At 35.5% G+C, this 25727-nt stretch carries 20 protein-coding genes and 1 CRISPR repeat array; of the genes, 10 read left to right on the top strand and 10 right to left on the bottom strand.

What is annotated here, in order from left to right; all coding sequences use genetic code 11:
• Positions 1 to 18: 18 nt before the first annotated feature.
• The 7 genes from J3U23_RS07940 to J3U23_RS07910 form a co-directional block, all read right to left on the bottom strand.
• Complete coding sequence (locus tag J3U23_RS07940; protein WP_220225801.1) at positions 19 to 1320, bottom strand: pyrimidine-nucleoside phosphorylase; 1302 nt, start codon at positions 1318 to 1320, stop codon at positions 19 to 21.
• A 155-nt stretch (positions 1321 to 1475) separates the two neighbouring features.
• Complete coding sequence (locus J3U23_RS07935; protein ID WP_176713943.1) at positions 1476 to 1877, bottom strand: cytidine deaminase; 402 nt, start codon at positions 1875 to 1877, stop codon at positions 1476 to 1478.
• Positions 1878 to 1902: 25 nt separating this feature from the next.
• Positions 1903 to 3864 carry a bifunctional 2',3'-cyclic-nucleotide 2'-phosphodiesterase/3'-nucleotidase gene (locus tag J3U23_RS07930; protein WP_267338957.1) on the bottom strand — a complete coding sequence of 654 codons (1962 nt, stop codon included), beginning with the start codon at positions 3862 to 3864 and terminating at the stop codon, positions 1903 to 1905.
• A 26-nt stretch (positions 3865 to 3890) separates the two neighbouring features.
• On the bottom strand, positions 3891 to 5054 hold the full coding sequence (gene add / locus J3U23_RS07925) for an adenosine deaminase (protein ID WP_267330652.1): 1164 nt from the start codon (positions 5052 to 5054) through the stop codon (positions 3891 to 3893).
• Between the two features lie 259 nt (positions 5055 to 5313).
• A complete protein-coding gene (locus J3U23_RS07920) occupies positions 5314 to 6552 on the bottom strand; it encodes a nucleoside permease (RefSeq protein ID WP_267330651.1) in 1239 nt (412 codons plus the stop codon).
• A 189-nt stretch (positions 6553 to 6741) separates the two neighbouring features.
• Positions 6742 to 7458, bottom strand: coding sequence for a purine-nucleoside phosphorylase (gene deoD, locus J3U23_RS07915; RefSeq protein WP_220225805.1), 717 nt, complete (start codon positions 7456 to 7458; stop codon positions 6742 to 6744).
• Between the two features lie 43 nt (positions 7459 to 7501).
• Entirely contained in the window at positions 7502 to 8731 is a 1230-nt protein-coding gene (locus J3U23_RS07910; protein ID WP_065563162.1) for a phosphopentomutase, read from the bottom strand.
• Positions 8732 to 9213: 482 nt separating this feature from the next.
• On the opposite strand from J3U23_RS07910, the gene murB reads away from it, so the two are divergent.
• The 3 genes from murB to birA are packed head-to-tail and all read left to right on the top strand — an operon-like array spanning position 9214 to position 12347.
• A complete protein-coding gene (murB, locus tag J3U23_RS07905) occupies positions 9214 to 10224 on the top strand; it encodes a UDP-N-acetylmuramate dehydrogenase (RefSeq protein WP_220225806.1) in 1011 nt (336 codons plus the stop codon).
• Positions 10225 to 10273: 49 nt separating this feature from the next.
• Positions 10274 to 11386 carry an MFS transporter gene (locus J3U23_RS07900; protein ID WP_065563160.1) on the top strand — a complete coding sequence of 371 codons (1113 nt, stop codon included), beginning with the start codon at positions 10274 to 10276 and terminating at the stop codon, positions 11384 to 11386.
• Positions 11387 to 11393: 7 nt separating this feature from the next.
• Positions 11394 to 12347, top strand: a complete 954-nt coding sequence (gene birA, locus J3U23_RS07895; RefSeq protein ID WP_267338956.1) for a bifunctional biotin--[acetyl-CoA-carboxylase] ligase/biotin operon repressor BirA — start codon at positions 11394 to 11396, stop codon at positions 12345 to 12347.
• Between the two features lie 252 nt (positions 12348 to 12599).
• Positions 12600 to 12933: a CRISPR direct-repeat array (repeat unit 29 nt; unit sequence GTGTTCCCTATATGTATAGGGATAAACCG).
• Between the two features lie 363 nt (positions 12934 to 13296).
• Here the strand turns inward: birA and J3U23_RS07890 are convergent.
• Entirely contained in the window at positions 13297 to 13512 is a 216-nt protein-coding gene (locus J3U23_RS07890) for an EexN family lipoprotein (protein WP_065733814.1), read from the bottom strand.
• Between the two features lie 610 nt (positions 13513 to 14122).
• Here J3U23_RS07890 and J3U23_RS07885 point away from each other — a divergent pair.
• The 4 genes from J3U23_RS07885 to J3U23_RS07870 all read left to right on the top strand — a co-directional run bounded on the left by J3U23_RS07885 (position 14123) and on the right by J3U23_RS07870 (position 15887).
• Positions 14123 to 14548 (top strand): hypothetical protein, encoded by a 426-nt coding sequence (locus tag J3U23_RS07885; RefSeq protein ID WP_267337437.1) that lies wholly within the window; start codon positions 14123 to 14125, stop codon positions 14546 to 14548.
• Positions 14549 to 14609: 61 nt separating this feature from the next.
• On the top strand, positions 14610 to 14792 hold the full coding sequence (locus J3U23_RS07880) for a hypothetical protein (protein WP_267338955.1): 183 nt from the start codon (positions 14610 to 14612) through the stop codon (positions 14790 to 14792).
• A gap of 100 nt (positions 14793 to 14892) precedes the next feature.
• Positions 14893 to 15303, top strand: a complete 411-nt coding sequence (locus J3U23_RS07875) for a J517_1871 family lipoprotein (RefSeq protein ID WP_267337435.1) — start codon at positions 14893 to 14895, stop codon at positions 15301 to 15303.
• 113 nt (positions 15304 to 15416) lie between these two features.
• Positions 15417 to 15887, top strand: a complete 471-nt coding sequence (locus J3U23_RS07870) for a hypothetical protein (protein ID WP_267338953.1) — start codon at positions 15417 to 15419, stop codon at positions 15885 to 15887.
• Between the two features lie 105 nt (positions 15888 to 15992).
• Here J3U23_RS07870 and J3U23_RS07865 read toward each other — a convergent pair whose 3' ends face one another.
• Together J3U23_RS07865 and J3U23_RS07860 are read right to left on the bottom strand one after the other, a co-directional pair.
• Positions 15993 to 16325 carry a helix-turn-helix domain-containing protein gene (locus J3U23_RS07865; protein WP_267338951.1) on the bottom strand — a complete coding sequence of 111 codons (333 nt, stop codon included), beginning with the start codon at positions 16323 to 16325 and terminating at the stop codon, positions 15993 to 15995.
• 757 nt (positions 16326 to 17082) lie between these two features.
• Positions 17083 to 19389 (bottom strand): zinc/cadmium/mercury/lead-transporting ATPase, encoded by a 2307-nt coding sequence (locus tag J3U23_RS07860; protein ID WP_267338950.1) that lies wholly within the window; start codon positions 19387 to 19389, stop codon positions 17083 to 17085.
• Between the two features lie 873 nt (positions 19390 to 20262).
• Between J3U23_RS07860 and J3U23_RS07855 the strand changes: the two genes are divergently transcribed.
• The 3 genes from J3U23_RS07855 (at position 20263) to J3U23_RS07845 (ending at position 25605) form a co-directional block, all read left to right on the top strand.
• Complete coding sequence (locus J3U23_RS07855) at positions 20263 to 21573, top strand: hypothetical protein (RefSeq protein WP_267338948.1); 1311 nt, start codon at positions 20263 to 20265, stop codon at positions 21571 to 21573.
• Positions 21574 to 21748: 175 nt separating this feature from the next.
• Entirely contained in the window at positions 21749 to 23464 is a 1716-nt protein-coding gene (locus J3U23_RS07850) for a hypothetical protein (RefSeq protein ID WP_267338947.1), read from the top strand.
• Positions 23465 to 24249: 785 nt separating this feature from the next.
• Positions 24250 to 25605 (top strand): hypothetical protein, encoded by a 1356-nt coding sequence (locus J3U23_RS07845; RefSeq protein ID WP_267338946.1) that lies wholly within the window; start codon positions 24250 to 24252, stop codon positions 25603 to 25605.
• The last annotated feature ends 122 nt before the right edge of the window (positions 25606 to 25727 follow it).

Raw genomic sequence — 25727 nt, 5'->3', positions numbered from 1 at the left:
CCCAAATCCTTATTAGAGCTATTCCGTAATTACTTTGAAAATCAATTGTGGTTGTTTAGCACTATCACTGATAGTAATATTGTCATACAATTTTTGTTTAATTGCATCAATCTTATCGCTACTTGAATGAATAGTTAATAATGGTTCACCCACTTCAACTTTATCACCCACTTTTTTATGTAAAACAATACCAACTGCTGGATCAATAACGTCTTCTTTAGTTGCTCGTCCAGCACCTAATTGCATTGCCGCAATACCAATTTGGTCGGCAATAATGCGTGATACATAACCTGATTTTTGTGCAGGTAGATCGATTTGGTAAGGGGCGTTGGCTAATTTTTCAGGATGATCAACAACAGAGCTATCACCACCTTGAGCTTCAATTAACGTTTTAAATTTCTCTATCGCTTTACCATTTTTAATGACTTCTTGTAGTTTTTCTCTTGCTTCCTCTAATGTCTTAGCTTTATTGGCTAATACAACCATTTGACTACCAAGCGTTAAAACTAACTCAGTTAAATCAGCAGGACCATGACCATTTAATGTATCAATGGCCTCTTTAACTTCTAAGGCATTACCAATAGCATAACCTAAAGGTTGAGACATATCTGAAATAATCGCCATGGTTCTACGGCCAATTTGATTACCAATATTAACCATTTCATGTGCTAATTTCTCAGAGTCTTCCATCGTTTTCATTAAAGCACCGTCACCGGTTTTGACATCCAACACAATAGCGTCAGCACCCGCAGCCAGTTTTTTACTCATGATTGAACTGGCAATCAGCGGAATAGAGTTAACCGTACCGGTTACATCACGTAATGAATAAAGTTTTTTATCCGCTGGGGTTAAGTTACCTGATTGACCAATAACCGCAACACCTTTTTGGTTAACCTGATCGATAAACTCTTGCTTACCTAATTCGATTTTAAAACCGGGAATAGTTTCAAATTTATCGGTTGTTCCACCAGTATGGCCTAATCCTCGACCTGACATCTTGGCAACAGGAATATCTAAAGCAGCAACTAATGGTGCTAATACTAAAGTGGTTGTATCACCCACACCTCCGGTTGAATGTTTATCTACTTTAATACCTTTAATTGATGATAGATCAACAGTATCACCGGAATACATCATAGCACTAGTTAAATCAGCACATTCTTTCGAAGTCATACCTTGATAATAAATAGCCATAAGTAAAGCACTTACTTGGTAGTCAGGAATCGTACCATTAGTATAATTGGTAATAAAAAATTGAATTTCTTCGGTAGTTAAGGCATGTCCATCACGTTTTTTTTCAATAATATCTACAAATCTCATTACACTTCTCTCTTAATATCAATAAATCAAATTAGGATTATATTTTTTCATCCATTATATGGATTGATGATAATTCTGATCTTAGCTTCATCACTCTCTTTTATTATTTTCTATCAATTTTTTGATAGTTAAAATTTTCTTATTCAGAAATAATACTAATCTAAATCACTAGGTGAAAATGACCAAGGCAACAATTCACCGACAGTGGTTTCTTGGATTTTACCATGCATATTTGTCAAAATAACTGGCATATCTTTGGCGCAAAATTCACTAATGACTTGGCGACAAGCTCCACAAGGTGAAATTGGTCCATCAGTATCGCCAATCACAACTAATTTTTTAAATTTTGTTTTACCTTCTGATACCGCCTTAAAAATCGCAGTTCGTTCAGCACAGTTGGCTAGGCCATATGAGGCATTTTCAATATTGCATCCTAAAATAGCTTCATCATCTTCGGTAATTAATACTGCACCTACTTGAAATTTAGAATAGGGTACATAAGCTTTTGAGCGTGCTGTTTTAGCTAGTTCAATTAGTTTTTCAATCTTCATATTCATAATCCTTGTTATCATCAATAGATTTTTAGTTTTGCGATTTTGTTGGTGCTTGTAAATTAAGTTGATATACACCAAAGCCTAAATTATCTTTTTCAATAAACTTAATTGGGTACAATGAATGTTTTTCAATATAGGCTTTGGCTTCTTCAGTAGGGGAAGATTCAAAGCGAATATCCAAATTAATTTTGCTGGTAATTGGTGCAATTCGCCAGTTATTATCAACCTTCACATTCACTTCACCTTGTTTTTTAGTGTGATTAGTAATATAGGCTGAAAGAATGACCCTTAAATCATCCGGAGAATTAAATTTAACATTTTTACCACCAGTACCAGGGAATGTTCCGGTATAAGCACGATAGTTATTGGTAGCAATTAAAAATGCTTGATTGGAAGCAATAGGTTTTTGTTGATAAGTTAAGTTTACGATACGTTCTGAATCAGGATTAATTAACTGACAATTTCCATCATAACGTGCAGGTTTAGTAATATCAATTTGATAACTCACACCATCAATAGTATCAAAATTATAAGTTCTAAATTTATCCCAATTAATCAAATATTGTGGTTGTGACGAATTGATATCAATTTGATGATAAACACCTGCTGAGCATTCCAACCACTCTTTAACATCTTTACCCGTTATTTTTACTGCAGATAAAATATTAGGATAAAGATAGATATCAGCTGCATTTCTAAAAGTTAAATCACCTTTTTTAACATCAACATAAGCTGAAGGATCGTTTTTACGACCACCAGCTTTAAATGGCGCAATTGCCGATAAAATGGGTAATCCATCCAGATCTGGATCACCTTGAACAAACTGTTTCACATAATCAATTTGCGCATCACTAATAATTTGCAAAGCAGAAGTATCTTCGACTAATGCTAAATAACTATTGATATCGGTTGAAACCTTGCCAATTGGTTTACCAACAAATTCACGGGTACCTTCGTGGTCGTCTCTTAACGCATTCGTAATATTTTTATCTGATTCAACTAATGCTTTTTTATTTTTAATATCAAAGATCGGGCGAGCTTCTGATTTACCAGAAATGACTTTCCAATTAGCTTTATCACCTTCAATAACTAAATCAACTACACCTAAATGACTTCCCCATTGTCCAGGCATTACCGCGGGCACATGATTGATATTTCCGGTACTAATATCAGTATTAGGCAATGATTTAAAATCCTCGCTAGGAAAGACCCCATGAGAATGACCAAACATAATAGCATTAATACCTTCAACTTGGCTTAAATAATAGACTGAATTTTCAGCTAAAGCCTTATATGGTTCGGCAGAAACACCTGAATGCGGAATTGCAACAATGATATTTGCACCTTGCTTTTTCATTTCAGGCACTAATTGTTTCGCGGTTTCAGTGATATCTTTAACAATTACCTTACCTTCCAAATTAAGTTTATCCCACTGCATAATTTGTGGTGGCACAAAACCAATATAACCGATTTTAATAGTGTGTTGTTTACCTTCTCTATCAACGACCGGTTTATCTAAAATAATATATTGCCTAAAGTAAGGTTTATTTGTTTTCGCATCAAAAACATTAGCATTAACATAAGGAAAATTAGCACCAGCTAGACTTTTTTGTAAAAAATCTAAACCAAAATTAAACTCATGATTACCGATGTTACCAACTACATAATCTAGCGTATTAAGTGCTTTATAAACAGGATGAGTCTCACCTTTGTTTAGACCTTTATTCAAAGCATAATCAGCCATTGGACTGCCTTGAATCAAATCGCCGTTATCAACTAAGACACTGTTTTTTACCTCTTTTCGTGCTTGATGAATTAAATTGGCTGTTTTAGCTAAACCAAAAGTATCAATGTACTGATCTTTGAAATAGTCATAATTCATCATATTACCGTGCAAATCGGTAGTTTCGATAATTCTTAAATCTACTGTTGCTGCTTGAAGTGAACCAGATATTAATAGGGTTAGTAGGCTTAATCGGGTTTTATTCATATCAATCTCCTATTTCTCTGATGTTGTTAATCATTAACATATAATAAAACGAGATAATTCTTAAATCGTTCAATAATAGCAGGGTGATACTGCTGATCGTTGATTGCCTGTTGTAGACATTGCTTATCATTAATCGTAAAAAAGGCTAAAACGTCATTAAACAAACGTGATTTTTCGGTTGGTTCAATAAAAGCAGCATCAATTCCACAAAGTGTAATATCAAACAGTTCCAATCGAGAAAAATGAAAAAAATGCTCAGCGAGCTGATATTCTTTCTCTATATCGGTGCCAAATATGCCTGCGTCATCGGTATTAAGCGTTATTCTGACCCCTCTATCATAAAGTTGTCGAATTGGGTGATTAAGAATATCACCATTTAACTTATTGACTAAAATACGATTACTAGTAAGCGCTATTTCTAAAGTGATCTTGTTATCAATTAAATTCTCAATCAACTTATCATCTTCAATGGCGGCGATACCATGTCCAATACGATTCGCGCCATGTTTAAGCGCTTGGATAATACTTTCAGCAGAATCAATTTCACCAGCATGATAAGATTTTTTTAAATTCAATTTAGAAGCAAGTTGATGGGCTTTTTCAAAATCATCAAAATGACCTGCTTTTTCATTACCTGCGATATTAAATCCGGTAATAAATGGGTGGGGGTTATTCTCAATAAATTGCAGTGTATCGTATACCACATCGGCACCCAGATGGCGCACGCCAATCACATGGTATCTTACAGTAATATTATGTTCTTTTTGAACATCAATAATTGCTTTATCCATTTGATTAAGCGTTTGTTTAAATCTTTCTTGATCCCAAACTATTTTACCTTCGCTTTCCATGGCACAAATATGATAGGGAGACAAAAATAGCTCGCAATAGATTAACCCCTGCTTGGCATTTCTGCTTAAAAAATCGTAAGTAATTAGGTAATAATCGTCGGGATGTTTAACAAAATTAGAGACAGTATCATAAGTTTGGATAAATGAAACAAAATCGGATTCATCATAATTATATCGACCATTTTTATAATCGGTTGCATCATATTCACCGGGTCGATAGCACAATGAATCAGGAAAAGTCAGATGATTCTTATCGGCTAGTTTTTTTGCCATAAATGGTGTAATACTACCTTCCACATGCTCATGAAGTATAACTTTTGGGATTATTTGCTTATTCATCTAGTTCTAATCTGTTTAAGTATATGCTTATAGGGCACTTGTAAATTATTCATCAGACTAAAGTGATACAACTTTTACAAGCATTTTATTCTACCTTGATAAGACAATTATTTTCCATACATTTTGTGTGACTTATCAATTTCTTTGAAATCAAGTGGCAACAATAGACAGGCAACAAATTAGATGCCTGTCTATTGATGTGGCCAAATTGGTTAATTTAGTCTATCTATTTAATATTAACCTTGCCTTGAGTTTGGTATTAATTTCTGTTCTCAAGAGTATCATTCTTGAAAATAAAGACAAAAATAATAGCAAGTAATAAAGAATATCCTGCAAAAATTAACCAAATTGTACGCCAGTCAATGACACCATTTACAGTGTAAAGATCCACAACAACACCACTGATAGTTGAACCTAAATAAGCCCCAAAACCATTGGTCATAATCATAAATAAACCTTGTGCACTATTACGGATATCTGGTGAAACTGTTTTATCAACGTACATAGAACCCGAAATATTATAGAAATCAAATGCACAACCATAAACAATCATTGACAGAAGAAGTAACGTGAAACCTACAGGTGATGGATCGCCAAAAGCAAATAATCCAAACCGAGCAACCCATGCCAACATACTGATTAACATGACATATTTGATACCAAATCTTTTCATAAAAAATGGTACAAATAAAATAAATACAACTTCTGACATTTGTGAAATAGATAGCAATACTGACGGATATTGCACAACTAAACTATCAGCATATTCCGGAATACTTTTAAATGAAAGTAAGAACGGATTACCAAAAGTATTGGTAATTTGTAAAATACCACCAAGAAAGACAGCAAAGACAAAAAAGATAGCAATTCTAGGTTGTTTAAATAATACAAATGCGTCTAAACCTAAAGAACTTACAAGCGACTTTCTTTTTGACTCATCTTTAGCAATGACAATTAATGGCAATGTTAATGAATATAGGCTGAGTAAAATCGAACCGCCAGCTGCAATATAGAGCTGTACATTGCTTAATCCAACTTTTAAGAAACTAACAAGCCACATAGCAACAATGAAGCCGATAGTACCAAAAATTCTTATACTAGGGAATTGCGATATAACATCAAGACCTTCTGATTCTAAACAAGAATAAGAAATTGAGTTAGAAATCGCGATAGTTGGCATAAATGCTAAACAATGAATTAAAATTACCACGACCATCATAAATGGTGTTGTGACTGAAGCGGCAATAAAAAGGGTTATTGCGCCAAATAAGTGACAAAGCATGAATAAACGATTAGCAGGAATCCATCTATCTGCCACAACACCAAGCAGACCTGGCATAAATAAGGATGCTATGCCCATAGTACCATAAACTGTACCTACTGTTGTTCCAGTAAAATGCAAGGTCTCCATCATGTAAGAGCCTAAAGTTATAAGCCAGCTACCCCAGATAAAAAATTGCAAGAAAAATATAACTTTAAGTTTGAACTTAATATTCATTTCGTTTCCTTATTAAATGAGTTCTCTTCTAACCTATTAGATAAAATTAATGAATAAATAAAAATTGTTATTACTATCGATGCGTTAGTTATAACGTTAAACACATTTACTGATAAAATTGATTAATGACAGTCAATGTAAAACTTTTATTTCTTAAACAAAAAAAATGGCAGAAATTCTGCCATTAATTTAATCTGAATTGAGTAATACCGACTCTAACGCAACAGTAATCATCTCTTTGAAGCCTAGCTGGCGTTCTTCGGAAGACATCGCTTCGCCTTTTCGAATATGATCTGATACCGTACAAATCGCCAACGCTTTTGCGCCATATTCAGCCGCCACACCATAAATACCAGCAGCTTCCATTTCGACACCTAAAATATTGTATTTTTCCATGATATCGAAAAGATCAGGCTCAACGCTATAAAACAGATCAGCTGAGAAAATATTACCAACCTTCACATTAACATTTAAATCTTTAGCTGCATTAACTGCATTACAAACAAGACCAAAGTCAGCGATGGCAGCAAAATCATGATCTTTAAAACGCAAACGATTCACTTTAGAATCCGTACAAGCGCCCATACCAATAACAACATCACCAAGATTAACATTTGGGCTAATTGCACCGCATGAACCGATACGAATAATGTTTTTGACACCATAAAACTTAATCAATTCGGTTGTATAAATAGAACAAGATGGGATACCCATTCCATGCCCCATAACAGAAACTTGTTTACCTTTATACTGACCAGTAAAACCGAGCATTCCTCTTACATTCGTTACTTCTTTAGCATTATCTAAAAAAGTTTCGGCAATAAATTTAGCTCGTAATGGATCGCCGGGCATTAATACCGTTTGAGCAAAAGCACCATCGGCGGCGTTGATATGAGGGGTAGGCATTTAACTCTCCTGATTTATTACTAAAAAACGTCCTAAACAATTGCTATTTACGAATAAATGACTTGCCATAATCCATTGGTGACAAATCAAAATAATCAGCAACACTTTGACCAATGTCAGCAAATGTTTCACGATGACCTAATGATCCAGCTGGAACACTATCACCATAAACTAAAACGGGAATATGCTCACGAGTATGATCCGTACCAGGCCACGTTGGATCACAACCATGATCGGCACTAATAATTAAAAGATCGCCTGGTTCAATAAGGGCTAACATCTCAGGTAAACGGCGGTCAAAATATTCTAAAGCCGCAGCGTAGCCTGCAACATCACGTCGATGACCATAAGATGAGTCAAAATCAACGAAATTGGTAAACACAATCGTGTTATCTTTCGCTTGTTTGATTTCTTCTAGCGTAGCATTGAATAAAGCCTCAATACCTGTAGCTTTAACTTTCTTAGTGATACCTACTTCGGCATAAATATCGGCAATTTTACCAATTGATACAACAGTACCTTGTTTTTCTTCAACTAGCTTTTTAATCATTGTCGGAGCTGGTGGTTCAACGGCTAAATCATGACGATTACCAGTACGCACAAATTCACCAGGCTTATTACCTAAAAATGGACGAGCAATAACGCGGCCGATATTATAATCGCCTTTATTAAGCTCATCACGAGCTATCTCACAAACCTCATAAAGTTTATCAAGACCGAAAGTCTCTTCATGGCAGGCAATTTGAAAAACAGAATCAGCAGAGGTATAAAAAATAGGTTTACCAGAAGCCATATGCTCAAGCCCAAGCTCATCAAGAATCACTGTACCTGATGAATGACAATCACCAAGATAACCAGGCAAGTTAGCACGTTTAACAATATTATCTAATAATTCTTTAGGAAAACTATTGGTAGTATTGGTAAAATAGCCCCAATCAAACAGAACGGGAACACCCGCGATTTCCCAGTGACCTGAAGGCGTATCTTTACCCGACGAAATCTCACTGGCAAAGCCATAAGCACCAATAACTTCACCTTCGGTAGCCATTCCTTTAGGGTATGAACCAGTTGATTCATAAGCGGCTTCTATCAAACCTAACTTTCCTAAATTAGGTAATTTTAATGGGCCTTGACGACCATGATCTGCATTACCTGAAGCACAAGCTTCGGCAATATGGCCTAAGGTATCAGAACCTTCATCACCATATTTTTTTGCATCTTCAGCACCGCCGATCCCAAAGGAATCGAGGATCATAATAAAAACTCTTTTCATAATTTCCTCTAAATCACAACTACCACTAAATATTGTAACAATCTTAAAACATAAAGTTATATAAAACCGTGATCGATAACTTATTTTTTAAATTTCATTAATAATAACGTCTACCACAAGGTTGAGTAAAATAGATTTTAACTAAATTTATAAAAAAGATCGTTTGGGTAGCTATAATACATGATAAAAAAAAACAAAAAAGCGAAAGTGTCCAATTTGTAGACTATTTGTCTAATCTTTTGACACTTATATCAACCTAAAAATAGTTAAGATCATTAAAAAAAATTTTAATGCATAAAAGATCGTTTTGCGTTGTGATAATATAGCAAATAAATAAACAATCGACACAATAGAATAAATTGCTTTATCAAAATAGATAAAGGCATTGATTTAATACTTTTAAATAATAAAAGGCATAAAAAATGCCGAATAAAACTAATTTAATTGAATTTAAAAGTATTTCTAATAAAAGGTAGTCATTAATGAACCAAAAAATTCCTAACACATTTGCTTTAGATGTCTATGCCAACCAAGTAGAAACAGTCGAAACAGTGGAGCAGCTAATGCAAGTTTGGAAAACTAATACCGATAGTCAACCAATTATGATTATTGGACAAGGTAGTAATACACTATTTACTGAAAATTTTGCTGGTACAATCATTGTTAATCGAATTAAAGGATTAACGATAACCGAAACCCCAACACACTGGCATTTAAAAGTGGGTGCGGGTGAATATTGGCATGATCTGGTTGCTAACACCATTAATCAAAACATTCCCGGCCTTGAAAACTTAGCTCTAATACCAGGATGTGTAGGATCTGCACCAATTCAAAATATTGGCGCTTATGGCATTGAATTTCAAAAAGTGGCCGATTATGTCGAATTACTTGAATTTGCAACGGGTAAAATTATTCGCGTAACTGATGGTCAATATGGCTATCGTGAAAGCATCTTTAAACAAAAATATGCTAATGGTTATGCGGTTGTATATGTTGGCATCACATTACCAAAACAATGGAGCCCGGTGTTAACTTATGGTGAATTAAGGAATTTTGATCCAGAAAGTGTCACCCCAAAAATGATCTTCGACAAAGTGTGCGAAATCCGTCGTAGCAAACTGCCTGATCCTAATGTATTAGGAAATGGTGGAAGCTTTTTTAAAAACCCAGTAGTAGACAAAAAATTTGCTGATAAACTACTTGAAAAATATCCAACAATGCCAATATATCCACAATCAAATGATCAAATAAAATTAGCTGCCGGCTGGTTAATTGATCAGTGTGGTCTAAAAGGCTATCAAATTGGTGGTGCAGCAGTGCATCAACAACAAGCTCTTGTATTAGTCAATAAAGATAATGCGACAGCGCAAGATGTCGTTGCGTTAGCGCGTTATATCATAAATGCAGTATTACAAAAGTTCTCGGTGCACCTCTCGCCTGAAATTCGATTTATGGGCGCAACTGGTGAGATTGACGTGGATAAATTTCTATAACGTAAATAACGTTTATTAGACAATAAAACAGCTTATATACAACAAAATTATGAAACATTCGTATTCATTCCCTATTTTATTAACAAGTTTATTATTTGTAACCATCGCCTTATCGGCACTTAATACCCAAGTGCCACTTTGGCTAGTGCGTGAACATTTTTCACTAGGACAAATAGGTTTAGTCGGCTCAAGCTACTTTACAGGTAACTTAGTGGGAACGATTATGGCAAATTGGTTTATTAGCCGATTTAACGCCAGATTCACTTACACCTATAGTTGTATTATCTTTGCGATTGCAACTATTGGATTAAGCTTTTCAATGGATTTCTATAGTTGGGCGATATGGCGATTTTTTATTGGAATAGCCTGTGCAGTTACTTGGGTGGTCATTGAAAGCTGTATCTTAGTTACGGGTACTGTTCGTACTCGCGGAAAAATGCTGGCGGTTTATCTAACCACCTACTACTTAGGTACTGTTTTAGGGCAAGCATTGCTCCAATACTTTCCGCAAAACGTCCTCTATTTTGGCCTAGTAATAGCAGTGCTAATGGGGTTAGCTATCTTATTTATATTACTAACCCATTACAAATTACCTAAAAAGAAAAAAAGCAGTTTCAACATCATCCCCATGATATTGTATAAACCTTCTCGAGTTGGTTTAATTGGTTGTGCGATTGCTGGTATGTTAATTGGATCGCTATACTCTCTAATGCCAGCATACTACTCACATCTAGGTTATACAGATAACCAAGTCGCAAATTGGATGGTTTTACTAATACTTTCTGGGGTAATCGCGCAAATGCCTGCCAACTGGTGCGCAGATAGGTTTGGTCGTCGTATTGTTTTGTTGGTTGAATCAATCTTAATGATGATAGCTTGTTGTTTACTGATATTTAACCTCTATGGCGTATTAGCCATCATTTTACTTGGTGCGACCATTTACACTATCTACCCAATCTCAATGGCCTGGGCTTGCTCATGTGTTCGCAAACAAGAAATTGTATCAATGAATCAAGCTATGCTATTAACCAATACACTTGGTAGCCTAGTTGCGCCAGCGGTAATTGCCTTTATAATGGACACATTTAACAATACCTATTTATTTATTAGTTTTGCTATAATTTCGCTTTACTTTATTGTTTTATTATCACTCAAAAAGTGAGGGTTTAATGCGCAGTAACCAAAATCCATTGAAATTAATCAATATATTAGCTGATGGGCAGTTTCACTCTGGTGAAGAACTTGCCAACCAATTTGGAATAACGCGAGCTGGCATCAACAAATATATCAAAGTGCTACGGGAATGGGGGATCACCTTATCATCCGTGCAAGGTAAAGGTTACTGCTTAGCATCACCAATAGATCTACTTGATAAAGTTAAAATCGACAACGACTATGGTGCTGATAGTCATGTGGAAGTACTGCCTATTATTGAATCAACCAACCAATATTTATTAGATAATATTGAGAAATTACAAACTGGCGACAGCTGTGTTGCCGAGTTTCAATCAAAAGCACGAGGCAGGCGAGGGCGACAATGGTTTGCACCATTTGGCTGTAATCTCTATTTCTCAATGTATTGGCGACTTGAACAGGGCATCGCAGCAGCCATGGGGCTAAGCTTAGTCGTTGGTGTTGTGATAGCCGATACGTTACGAGAAATCTCGGGGCAAGATATTAAAGTAAAATGGCCAAATGACCTCTATCTTAATGACCAAAAACTTGCAGGCATATTAGTTGAACTTGCAGGCAAAACGGGAGACTGTGCACATGTTGTTATTGGTGTTGGAGTCAACCTAATGATGAATAATCCCGATACAACTATCGTCAACCAAAAGTGGGCTAATTTAGGTAAAGTTGATCGCAATTTATTAGTGGCAAAAGTCGCGAAAAATCTAAAAGTAAAACTTCGAGACTTCGAACAACATGGACTAACACCGTTTCTTAACGATTGGCAACGGCTCGACAATTTTGTAGGGCGTCCTGTTAAATTATTAATTGGTGACGATGTGATCCGTGGCGTAGCCAAAGGTATCAATGAACAGGGTGCGTTACTCTTAGAACAAAATGGCAAAACGAACGCATATATTGGTGGTGAAATCTCATTACGAAGTGATGAGTGAAATATCTACCGGTAATTGATTAACATGAATTACTGAAAAGTATATCTTATGATCGGAAATAAATCGGTACATAGGTAAGCGGCAAAAAATAATGCAGCTCTAAATCCCTTTTTATCTTGACTTAACCATTTAATAAATTTCAAATTATATTGATAATCTTGTCTTAAACCAGCTGTTTAAAAAAGCACCAAAAAAATTGGTGGAATTTTTCATTTTGGTATTTTGATTAATAAACAATAGGTTATAATTAGAGTGTTCCCTATATGTATAGGGATAAACCGATCTGGATTTAAAAGCAGATCGACCATTTGGTGTGTTCCCTATATGTATAGGGATAAACCGGAGGTAGAACTCCGAATGGTAACCAGTTTGGTGTGTTCCCTATATGTATAGGGATAAACCGATAGTGTTTCGGAGCAATTGTTTATTGATTTAGTGTTCCCTATATGTATAGGGATAAACCGCTGGTATCATCCATATCTTGTGGTTTTCTGCCGTGTTCCCTATATGCATAGGGATAAACCGAGGTAAATACGGAATAAGTAGAATAAAAAATAGTGTTCCCTATATGCATAGGGATAAACCAGCGTATTGGTAGGTTACAGATTGCTAAAAAGTTAAGTCGCAGTTTGCAATTAATCTAATATTTACAGTTATTTAAGCTACATTCTCAATTGCAACAGAGAAACAAAGTGATATTGTGAAAGAACCCAATTATCAATTTCAAATAAACGGTAAGCAAACAGCATTTGCTAAATTAATTGATAACAAGGATAGCAAAAAGAGATTTGTTCGAAGTAGATTAATCAATTGTTTAAATTAAAATAAAGCCGAAAAAGAAGTTAAGATTATAAAGCAAGATGATAAGCTTATGATTAATAATAAAATTAATGCTATAAGCTTATCACGGATTGAAATTTAAAGCCAACATGAGTAGCTTATAAAGCTATTAATTCCAGCTTGCGTTACCAACTCTATTTTTTGAGACCACTGCTTTGTGAGAGTTTTGACAATTTAAGCTATCACCATCAATTTCACCGTTCTCACATTTTTTACGATATTTATCTAGTAGTTCTTTATCATTTTTAAAATCTTCTACAGTATAGGTCTTTTCATTACATCCAAATAAAAACAAAGCAGTAATTAATATTAATATCTTTTTCATATAAAATCCTTGCAATAATTGGTTAATATTAGATTAATTTTTTATAGTAGTTTTACTAAAAATTCATTTACAGCTAAACGAAGTAAATCAGATATTATTTTTAAATGCAACTTTGCTCGTTTATTTTTTTCAATATATTCTAATTCTTCATATTTATTTTCATCATTCGCTTTTTGATTATCTGTAATATCTATGAAAATGAGCGAGTTTTTAATGATCTGCAAATCATGGAAGGGGAAGCGCTGAAATTAATGAATAAATCAAAAAGACACCTAAGGGTGGTTTTTTTATGCTCATCAATCAGTTTTACAATACTTGCTTGTTGAGTTTCATTATCCTTTATATGTTCTCTAACTTCATAAACGATTTCTCTTATTTTTTTCTAATTGGTTTGGATATTATTTCACCATAAACTTGTTCTCTAGCAATATAGTAATCTGGCGTGTTTTTAATTATAAGTTCGTTGTTTTCTTTATTCACTTTTGAGCGCTCGAATGAATATATTTTCTTATGTACTTTGATTATAGAATAAACAAATTGAATTTAAAATTGGCAAAATTGATTTTATAGATAATATTTCATACCATACTTAAAAATTAAGGAGAATGGTATGAAAAAGTTATTAATTTTAATGTTTATTGGTTTTTCGATTTCAGGGTGCTCAACAACTCCAATTTCATTAAATGAAGTAAAGGACGTCCCGAAAGAGAGAGTGTTTAAATTTCAGAACGAAGTTAGTAATTATGCTAATTTAATATTGATAAGAGATAAAGGCTTGGTTGGTAGTGGTTGTTACATAAACGTATTTATTAATGGGGAAGAGGCAGCAAGGCTAGAAACTAAAGAACGTGTTTCACTGTATGCACCAAGTGGTAATATAATAATTGGTTCATCGATTCAAGGAAAGGGATTGTGTGGATTTAACCCTCCAAGACGTGAACGTGAATTTGCGTTTAAGAATGGCGAAAGAAAAGTATTTAGATTATTTATAGATCAGAATGGAAATACAGATATAATCCCAACAACTTTATATTAAAGTTGTTCAGTTCACCAATGCATAAATGGTTTAGAAAATTCAACTGGTTTTGGGATAAAACATGATTAACAATAATCTACAGATGATGCATGATTTAATTCAGAAACAACCCTGGGATGCTGATATTTTGGAAAAAATCCAAAAGTTGATTGATGCAGAACCCAATGTAGCAATTAAACGAATGATGGGGATGAGTCTGAGTGCTGTTATTAATAAAATGAATAATAGCAATAACAAAGTTTAACTAAATAAATTATTAAAAATTAACAATCTGCTCTGGCGGGTTTTTTATTGCCCAAACCCTTTAAATAACATACCATTACCTAAAATTTAAGGAGAATGGTATGAAAAAAATTGTATTGAGTTTATTTTTAATTTGTTTTGCTTTAGCTGGATGTAAAACGTTAGGGGATGTGAACGCTGATGATTATTTACGTTCAAGCCCACAAAATGTCGATAATAAAATGGTTGGGGTATGGGTTGCAGGAATGGGACCATACTTAACCACGATTAAAATAAATCCAGACGGGACAGGCTTGTTTTGTTATTCATGGAATGGGAAAGATGTTTTATATAAGTTGATTTATGATGGAAAATCATTGATTGTTCAAAGCGGTGAAAAGCTTGATGTTGATAAATTTAATTCTAGTGAAATCAACGTTACCGCTAATTACTACATGGGTAAAAAATATACGTTTTACCGCGACGATAATTATATAAAATCATCATCGTACTGTACTGCAAACGTAAAATAATTTACTCAATAAAATAATAAATTTTATAAATAAGACCGCTTTTATAGCGGTTTTTTATTGTGCAAATTTCATGAATTTCGTACTATTGACCTAAATTATTTACAGGAGAATGTATGAAAAGATTATTTATCACCATTTTATTGCTTTTTTCATTTAGTGTTTTTGCCAATGAAATTACTTACAAAGATTGGCGAGTTAATATCGATATTGATCCAATTACAGATAAAAAAGATGTTTTTATACTCGCCATTGATATGACAAAAACTAAAGATATTGAAAGTGCCGGACTTATGTTTACTTGTGAGGGGGTAGCTCTTGTACCTCTATCAAAAAACTGGAAAGACAACCAAGATGGAGCAATGAAAGTTATTTTTAGAGTAGATAAAGAAAAACCAATTGAAATGGAATGGGTTATGCATAAAGGCAATGTCAGTGCCAAAAAAGAAGACTTTATGAATGGAGCACTCCAAAATGGTAAAAAACTAATCGTAAGGGCAGGCTCAAAATCAACAAGAGACTTTACCTTTTCATTATTAGGCTATAAAAAAGCTTACGAAAGATTAGAAAAAGAATGCTCAAATTAAAAAATAATTAACTTGTATTTATTACACAACCCGCCTAGAGCGGGTTTTTGTTCTCTGTTAACCAATTTTGTCATATTATCAAGTCATTAGCGAAGAGTTAAAAATCTAAAAGTTCAGGCTTAACATGTAGCGCTTCAGCAATTTTAATCCGCGTTGTTTTTTTAACTTTTGGCTTTTTTCATATTGAGAATATGCTGGCTGGCTAATACCGATTCTATTTGCCACTTCAACTTGAGATAAATTCAAATATTCACGCCACGCCTGAGCTGGCGAATAGTTATTATCAAAAACCATGTTCACAACCTCGCTTGGTACACCAGATTCAATATCAATTGTCTTGGATTTAGATAACTCTAAATATTGATTGTATGGTAAAACCACAAATTGCGGTTGCCCTTGTTCGTTATTAATAAATTGTATATTAGTAAGTTCGGTCATCTCGTTTTTTCACCTCTTCAATAGAAACAATATAAATCTAGCCATTAAAATTAAAAACACTCGATAATTACCAACTCTTAACCTGTATTGATATTCATGGCCAGTCAATGCTTTTACATTAATACAATTTGGTATATCAGCTAAATCATTAATCTTATTATGAATTAGATTGTTGTTAGGCATTTTCCGTAACTGCTTCAATGCCTTGATTTGAAAAGCAATTTTATTCATTTTGCTTTTCTAATCAATTTTAATATAAGTATAATATAAGACTTATAAGTATTTTTAATTAAAATATAAGATTTATTTTTTCATTTCTCTCATTCAAGAAAATTTGATATCTTGAGAAATTATGGCGGAAGAAATTACATCGCTAAAACTAAAAATTGAGGTGCAATGCATCGATCGAGCAAGCAAAAAACTAGACGAGTATTCTCTATAAGTAGCGATAAACGTTTTGCATATAAACAAAAAAGGATGAGGATAGAAGGAAATTGAGATAGAAAAATAAAAAGCGGGTGAGTTAGCTTTTTTACTATTTTGGTAATCGTGAAAATCTACCAATACATTGATAAACGGTTTGTATATGAATCGCAGTGGTTAACTTCAAAGCGTTCCATTTAAATAAGGATTTACCAGAAGGGATTGCGTACAGCATCCCTTCTTTAATAGGTTTAAGAATAAAAGTTAGATTACGCGATTATAAAAAGTTCGATAACTTATCCTTTAAAAAACAGTTAAAATTAGCTGTTCCCCCTTATTTTTTAACCTTAAGCAATCTTAAAGCATTGGCTGTAACAATCGCTGTGGTACCCGAATCGGCTAATACCGCAAGCCAAAGCCCAGTAATACCAAATAAACTAGTAATTAAAAATACCAACTTAATTCCTAAGGCAATTGTAATATTTTGTTTGATATTACGATTAGCGAAGCGAGTTAAACGTATTAATTTAGGTAAACTTAATAAACTATTTTTGGTTAAAGCGGCATCGGCTGTTTCAAGTGCAACATCCGTACCACTACCCATAGCAATACCGACAGTTGCAGCCTTCATAGCAGGGGAATCATTAATTCCATCACCAATCATCGCAATAGACGTATGTTGACCTATTTTTTCGATTTCTGCTAACTTATCTGCTGGCAACAACTCAGCACGATAATCTATGCCTAATTGTCCTGCAATTGCTTTTGCTGCACGTTGATTGTCGCCGGTTAACATTAATGTTTGCAAACCAAGTTGCTTAAGCTCAGTTATAGCAGCTAAAGCATCACTTCGTAGCACATCTTGCAAAGCAATAATCCCCAACAACTGCTGGTGGGTTGTAACCACCACAACGGTCTTACCACCATTTTCGAGTTGAGTGATAGTTTCAGCATCTTTAGCACTTATAGCCGTTGATACGGTTTCAATCTTATTAGGAGATACAATAAAATAAATTTGCTGATCTAATTCACCTTGAATCCCAACGCCAGCAATCGCCTTACGATTTAGGGCTTCCTCAAAATGGATCTGTTTTTGCTTAACATAATCAACTAAAGCCTTAGCTAAAGGATGGTGTGATCCACTTTCAATCGAGGCAACAATCGCTAACAACTCCTCGCTAGAACAATGAAGATTAATGACATCAGTTACCTGTGGCTTACCTTCAGTTAATGTGCCTGTCTTATCAAACGCCACCATCTTCATTGAACCAATATGTTCAAGTGCCGCTCCGCCCTTAATCAACACACCATGTTTGGCTGCGGTTGACAAAGCCGACGTAATAACAGCGGGGGTAGATATCACTAATGCACAAGGACAACCAATTAACAACAACGTCAATCCTCGATAAATCCAAGTATACCAATCGGCACCCGTCAACAATGGTGGAATTACCACCACCAAAAACGCAAATAGCGTAATTGCAGGCGTATAATAACGACTAAACTTATCGATAAAACGCTCAATAGGCGCTTTACGATCTTCGGCATCTTCAATCAATTGCAAAATCCGATCAACGGCATTTTGTCCTGATTCCGAAATTACCTTGAGTTGAATAGTATTATCCACCACTAATGACCCAGCTAAAATTTTATCACCACTTAAATAATTAACTGGAATCGACTCACCTGTTAATGCGCTCTCATCAATGCTGGCTTGTTCGCTAACCAAAATAACGTCAGCAGGTAATCGTCCACCAGATGAAATTTCAATAATATCATTAGGTTTTAACGTATGGCTGGCAACTGTTTTTCTTTTACCATCAATAATAATCACCGTTTCATCAGGCATCAATTCTACTAGTGACGAAATTCCTTTTTTCGCCTTACTCGTTGCAAAGCCCTCGAGCATCTCACCGATCATAAATAAAAAGATCACCATGGTAGCTTCTTCCGCCGCTCCAATAAACAGCGCACCAAGAGCGGATATACTCATTAACGACTCAATTGCAAATGGAGTGCCACTACGGGTTAAAACAATCGCCTCCTTCAAAATGGGGATAATTCCAACAATAGCAGTCACAATAAAGGCATATTCGCCAGCTGTATGATTCACCAACAAAATAAGATAACTTACTACAATTAAAGTACCTAAAACGGCTAACGGAATAAATGCTTTTTTATCAAAATTATGTGAATGTTCGTGGTGATGGGATTGGTTAGCTGATGCCTCAAAAATCGGGGTATAACCCAATTCTACGACTTTATCTTCAATCATCTTTATTACCGCATCATCATGCTTTGGAACAAAAACGATTAACTTTTCGGTTGAAAAAATAATTTTGGTTTGATTAATATTGGGCAGTGTCTTAACACCGTTTTCGATTTTACTTGCGCAATGTGCGCAATCCATACCTTGAATTTTCCAAGTTAATTTAACACCTTGGCAACTCCGCTCAGGCTCTTCGGGAGGATCTTCAATCTCATGTCCATGATTATGCCCATGATTATGTCCATCACAAGATACTGTTGGATTTTCGTTATGAGAATCATGCGTATGATTATGTGCAATATTATGACAATCTCCATGACAATGGTCGTGATTATCGTGATGGGATTGCGTAGATTTGTTATTATATAACATAACGTTACCTCTATTTGTGGATGATTTTTATTGTACGCTCAAAAAAACAAAAAGAAATATTTTTAACCCACTTTTCTAAAAAAAGTTGAGGAGCGGGGTTTTTGGGGTTCAAAATTCTGCTTTGCAATGTTGTCTCAAATAAATAATTCTGCTTTAAACTGAGGCGTTTTTTAGTAGCTGTTTTTTTGCATCAAAAAAAGTTGAGGAGCGGGGTTTTTGGGGTTCAAAATTGTGCTTTGCAATTTTTTCTCAAATAAATAATTCTGCTTTAAACTGTGGCGTTTTTTAGTAGCTGTTTTTTGCATCAAAAAAAAGTTGAGGAGTGGGGTTTTTGAGGTTATAAATTACATTTAAACTTTATTAAATGATCCAAATCGCTAATTTTAAAAACCAGAATAAATTAATAGAATCATTAATTACATTTTTAAAGATTTGTAATTCCAATATATTTAATTAAAACAATATGTAATAATTTATTATTTAGATCCTTTTTAGATCATCTTTACGTAAGTTAACATAATTGAGTGAAAAAAAGTGTTGCATCGTGTTTTTCCAATCACTATACTTTTTTAATAATTTTAGCAAAGAAGCTAAAATTTGATAAAAAAAAGCATGAAATTGCAAATAAATCAAAAAATTACTTGACAGGATTGTCGCATATGTTTTATAATTTTCAACAGGCAACAGGCAACTTGGCCAACCTCTAATTTAAATTCGTCTAAGTCCAGCTCCCAACTTAAATTTTTCACTGAAACTTTTTTTTCCACGCGATCAAGTGAAATTCTGCGAATTTTCGCGCGATCCTTTTCTCGATGGTTTTTTAGATCCTTATATCTTCTACAATTATCCCGACGGATCCATTTAGATCTATTCGTGGTGTTTTTTCTTTCTTTTTCCTGTCATGCATTGACTTCACAGACGACAAAAAATCATATTGAGGGTAGTGCGCCGTATTTGACTTTCGACGGTGGTCGTACTCGTGTGGTTAATACTAACGATCTGCTTGGGATTACTTTATCTAATGGCTCAAGATACACACCTTCAAACAATACTTCATCTTCTTCAAGACCAATTGAGTTGTCTACTGCCGGTGAGAGTTTTGCTGATATTGGTATGCTGGTTCCCACTGATACTAATTCAGTCGCTTTAAGTTCTCTTATCGGTCCTCCTTATAATTATTGGGGGGATGATGATGGTGATTCTGGTGTTACAGCTACAGGTTCTTTAAGTTTATCTATCGTTGATAAATACAATCAAGCTGTATCACGTAGTAGTGTGCTAACAGTTTGTAACGCACCTTATCGTGTTACATTATCCAGTACTGACGGCACATTATCTACTCGTTACGGAGTTCCTAATCGTAGTAATTTCAGTGCCAGTATTGTGACTTATTACATTAATCCTAAGGTTACACCTGTAGTTTGTTTTGCCAGACCTAATACGGTGTTCGCTTCAGGTCCTTATGCTGGGCCGGCCTCGATGTGGGACCCTTATGATGGTTTTATTCCTCAGTCAACTGGTCCATCCTCTTACGGTAGAAACTTTCCTACTACTGGTGCTAACAATCTGTACTTTGATTTACTCATTGGTGGTGTTAATCAACCTTTGTATTGGTCTCTTGTTTCTCGTGGTGGTATCACTGCTACCATGACTAATTCTACTGCTACAAGCGTACGCGTTACTTTAATTGGTCCTTACGCTACTACATCCCAGCATAGTTCATCTAGTCCTGACAGTGTTTCTACTCCTTCTCTGCCTCAGACATTCGAGTTGGTTGGTCGTGACAATAATGGTAATCCAGTTATTAAATATGGTTTTACTTTGAAGCAGTGGTTTGTTCATCGTGGTGCGAAGAGGGACAATTATTCTAATATTTTATCTTGGTGTGATAGTATTGGTTATCGTCTTGTTAAGGTAAAGGATTTAACCAACGCTTCTCTTTCATCTAGTGTAGTTATCCCTGGCGCCACTCCTTCCTCACCTGGTAATCATATTATGCGTCATATAGGTTCTGGCTTTTTTACGGAGTGGGGCACTATGCCCCAGTATTCTGGTGCTGGCTTCCTCGATGGTTATTACTTGACTAGCGACCAGTATAATAGTGGTCACCAGTTTAGCGTGCGTACAATCTACGGTGATGCGAGGTCGAGCAACAACGACTACGGGCTTTGTGCCTATCCTTAGTATTTATTTCTTCGACCTTAATTCTTAGGGTAGGGTGGGGAAAGATAATATTAAGTTACTAAAAGTAAGCTGACTCTCAATGTTGCTGAGCTATAAAAAATCGATTTTGTGGCTTAGCATTACGGAGCACCGAGTGCGATGGTTCAAGATTTTAATTTTAAAGGCGTAATATAAAATGAGTATTGAAGACAAAATAGCGTTAAGTAAAACCTCGGTTCAGTTTATTGCTGAAGGTAATTTTTTAAAGCGTTATCATCAATCATTATCTATGATTGAGCAATTATTGGGTTTAAACTTAAAGGCAAGGTATATAAAAAAAATAGACCAAATTATCATTAGCGGACGATTTCCTACCAGTGCTACTACTAAACTCTATTCCAATGCCAGCCCTAATTTAAAGGAGGATGAGCTAATAGGTGATTATAATTTAAATTCGTCGAAGTCCGGCTCCCAGCGTATATTTTTCACTATCGCTTATTCTTTTATGCAATTAAGTGGAATTCTGCAAATTTTTGCGCGATCGTTTTTTCGATTCTCTTCTTCTTGCCATTTATTTCGGTGGATTCATTTAGGTTTAGTTGTTTCGTTTCCTTTTTCCAGTCATGCATTGACTTCACAGACTACAACAAATCATATTGAGGGTAGTGCGCCGTATTTAACCTTAGACGCAGGATACACACGTATAATAAGCACAACAAACGGTTTGCTTGGGATTACTTTATCTAATGGCTCAAAATACACACCTTCAAACAACCCTTCATCTTCTTCAAGACCAATTGAGTTGCCTACTGCCGGTGAGAGTTTTGCTGATATTGGTATGCTGGTTCCCACTGATACTAATTCAGTTGAGCTTAGTACACTGATTGGGTCACCTTATAATTATTGGGGTGATGATGATGGTGATTCTGACGTTACTGCTACAGGTTTTATAAGTTTATCTATCGTCGATAAATACAATCAAACTGTATCACGTAGTACTGTTCCAACACTTTGTAAGGCACCTTATAAGGTTACGTTATCAAGTACTAACAGCACATTATCTACTCGTTACGGTGTTCCTAATCGTAGTGATTTTAGTGCTAGTAATGTGAATTATTATGTTAATCCTAAGGCTTCGCCTGTGGTTTGTTTTGCCAGACCTAATTTGGAGTATGGTAGAGATAATTTGGCTGGTCCGTCTTGGATGTGGGACCCTGCTAATGGTTTTCTCACTCAAAAAACAGACCCATCCTCTTACGGTCAAAACTTTCCTACTACTGGCGCTAATGGACTGTACTTTGATTTACTCATTACTGGTAGTAGTCAACCTTTATCTTGGTCTTCGTTATCTCAGGGAGGTATTACAGTTACAATGTCCAATTCTACTGCTACAAGCGTACGGGTTACTTTAATGGGTCCTTACGCTACCACATCCCAGCATAGTTCATCTAGTCCTGGTCGTGTTTACACGCCTTCTCTGCCTCAGACCTTCGAGTTGGTCGGTCGTGACAATAATGATAATCCAGTTATTAAATATGGTTTTACTTTGAAGCAGTGGTTCGTCCACCGTGGTAATGTGGCTGAGACCAATTATTCTCGTGTTTTATCTTGGTGTAATAGTCTTGGTTATCAAATGCCTCGCGTAAAGGATTTATCCAACGCTGTTCGTGCATCTGATGGAATTATCTCTGGCGCCACACCTCCCGCACCCCATAATGCTTACATGCGTCATATAGGTTCTGGTTTTTTCACTGAGTGGGGAAAAATGGTGGATTATTCAGGCGTTGGCTTCAACGACAGTTGGTTCTGGACTAGTGACTCGAATGGTAGTTCCCAGTTTTTCGTGGACGCGATGACCGGTAATCTAGATTGGCACTTCTACTACGGCTACGGACTTTGCTCCTATCCTTAGTTTTTATTTCTTCGTCCTTAATCCTTAGTGCCGGGAGGGAAAGATAATATTAAGTTATTAAAAGTAAGCTGACTTTCAATGTTGCTGAGCTATAAAAAATCGATTTTGTGACTTAGCGAGACTTCAATTACCCGCCTCGGCGGGTTTATTTTTGAGGCAATTTTATCGCAAAAAAAGTTGAGGAGCGGGTTTTTGAGGTTTTAAATGTCACTTAAAAATTATTAAATGATCCTAATCACTAAATTTCTAATTCAAAGCCTTAAAATAAAATTTTTGAGGATCAACTACTCTAATTTTAAAGATTTGTAATTGCGATATATTTAATTAAAACAAAAGTTAATCGGTTATAACTTAGATCCTTTTTAGATCTTATTTACAAAAGTTAACGTAAATGAGCGAAAAAAAGTGTTGCATCGTGTTTTTCCAATCACTATACTTTTTACACGGTTTTAGCTAATAGGCTAAAATTTGACATAAAAGCATAAAATTGTAAATTAATCAAAAAATTACTTGACAGGATAGTCTAAAATGCAATATAATTTTCAACAGCCAACAGCCAACAGCCAACCTGCCAAACCTATCTTTTAAATTCGTCTAAGTCCAGATACCATCTTAAATTTTTCACTGAAACTTATTTTTCCACTCAATCAAGTGAAATTCTGCGAATTTTCGCGCGATCGCTTCCGCGATCCTCTTCTCGATCTTTTTTCCGATCGTTTTTCGGATCCTGTTTCAGATCAGGTTTTCGATCCTTTTCCCAATTATCCCGGCAGGTTGTTTTTTTTGTGGCATTTTTTCTTGCTTTTTCGTGTCACGCATTGACATCAAAGACAACTAGGAATGCGATACAAGGTAGTGCACCTTATCTGACTTTCGACGGTGGTCGTACTCGTGCAGTTGATGCTAACGGTCTGCTTGGGATTACTTTATCTAACGGGACTAAATACACGCCTTCAACCAATACTTCATCTTATTCAAGACCTATCGTCTTGCCTGTTACAGGTCAGAGTTTTGCAGATATAGGCATGTTGGTTCCTACTGATACTAATTCAGTCGCTTTAAGTTCTCTTATCGGTCCTCCTAATAATTATTGGGGAGATGATGATGGTGATTCTGGTGTTACTGCTACAGGTAGTTTAAGTTTATCTATCGTTGATAATAACAATCAACCAGTGTCACGTGATACAGTGTTAACGACATGTAATGATTCTGCACCTTGTCGTGTTACATTATCCAGTACTAACGGCACATTAACTACTCGTTACGGGGTTCCTAATAGTAGTAATTTCAGTGCAAGCCATGTGACTTATTACGTTAATCCTAAGCCTGGTACTTCAGTTTGTGCTAGAGTTAAATTTGCCAGACCTAATTTGACTTACGGTACAGGTCTACATGCTGGCCCGGCTTCAATGTGGGACCCGGATAATGGTTTTATCCCTCAGTCAACTTCCCCATCACGTTATGGTTCGAACTTTCCTACTACCGGTCTTCATAGATTGTACTTTGATTTACTCATTTCTGATAATAATCAGCCATTGTTTTGGTCTCCGGTATCTCGCGGTGGTATTACAGCTACAATGTCTAATTCTACCGCTACAAGCGTACGTGTTACTTTAACTGGCCCTTACGCTGATTACAACCAACGGGATTCATCCTATCCTAGTCGTGTTTCCACTCCTTCTTTGCCTCAGACCTTCGAGTTGGTCGGTCGGGATAGTCGAGGTAATATTGTTGTTAAATATGGTTTTACTTTAAAGAAGTGGTTCGTACACCGTGGTTCTAGGCAGGACAATTATTCTCCAGCCTTATCTTGGTGTAATAATATTGGTTATCGTCTTGTTAAGGTAAAGGATTTGACTAATACATCTTGTCCGACAAGCAGCGTAAACTATGAAGACTGTAGCGGTTCAGTCGGCGCTACTCCTTCTTCACCTGGTCGTTATTACATGCGTCATATAGGTGCGGGCTTTTTCACGGAGTGGGGTCGTATCGATCAGTATTCAGGCGTTAACTTTCATAGCTATTGGTACTGGACTAGTGACCTAAAATATAGTAGCCATTTCACTATTTTGTCGGACTCCGGTGGTATAAATTGGAGCCCCTACAACAGCTACAACGACGTGGTTTGCGTCTATCCTTAGCATATCATATATTCTACGTCCTTAATCCTTAGGGTCGCAAGGGGAAAGATAATATTAAGTTACTAACAGTAAGCTACGAGTCAACGTTGCTAAGTGATAGAAAGCGATTTTGTGACTTAGCG

This window comes from Gilliamella sp. B3367, assembly GCF_026536825.1.
In the GTDB taxonomy this organism is placed as follows: Bacteria; Pseudomonadota; Gammaproteobacteria; order Enterobacterales; family Orbaceae; genus Gilliamella; species Gilliamella apicola_E.
Note: the sequence above shows the minus strand (reverse complement) of the source record. Positions and strands in the feature narration are given on the sequence as shown.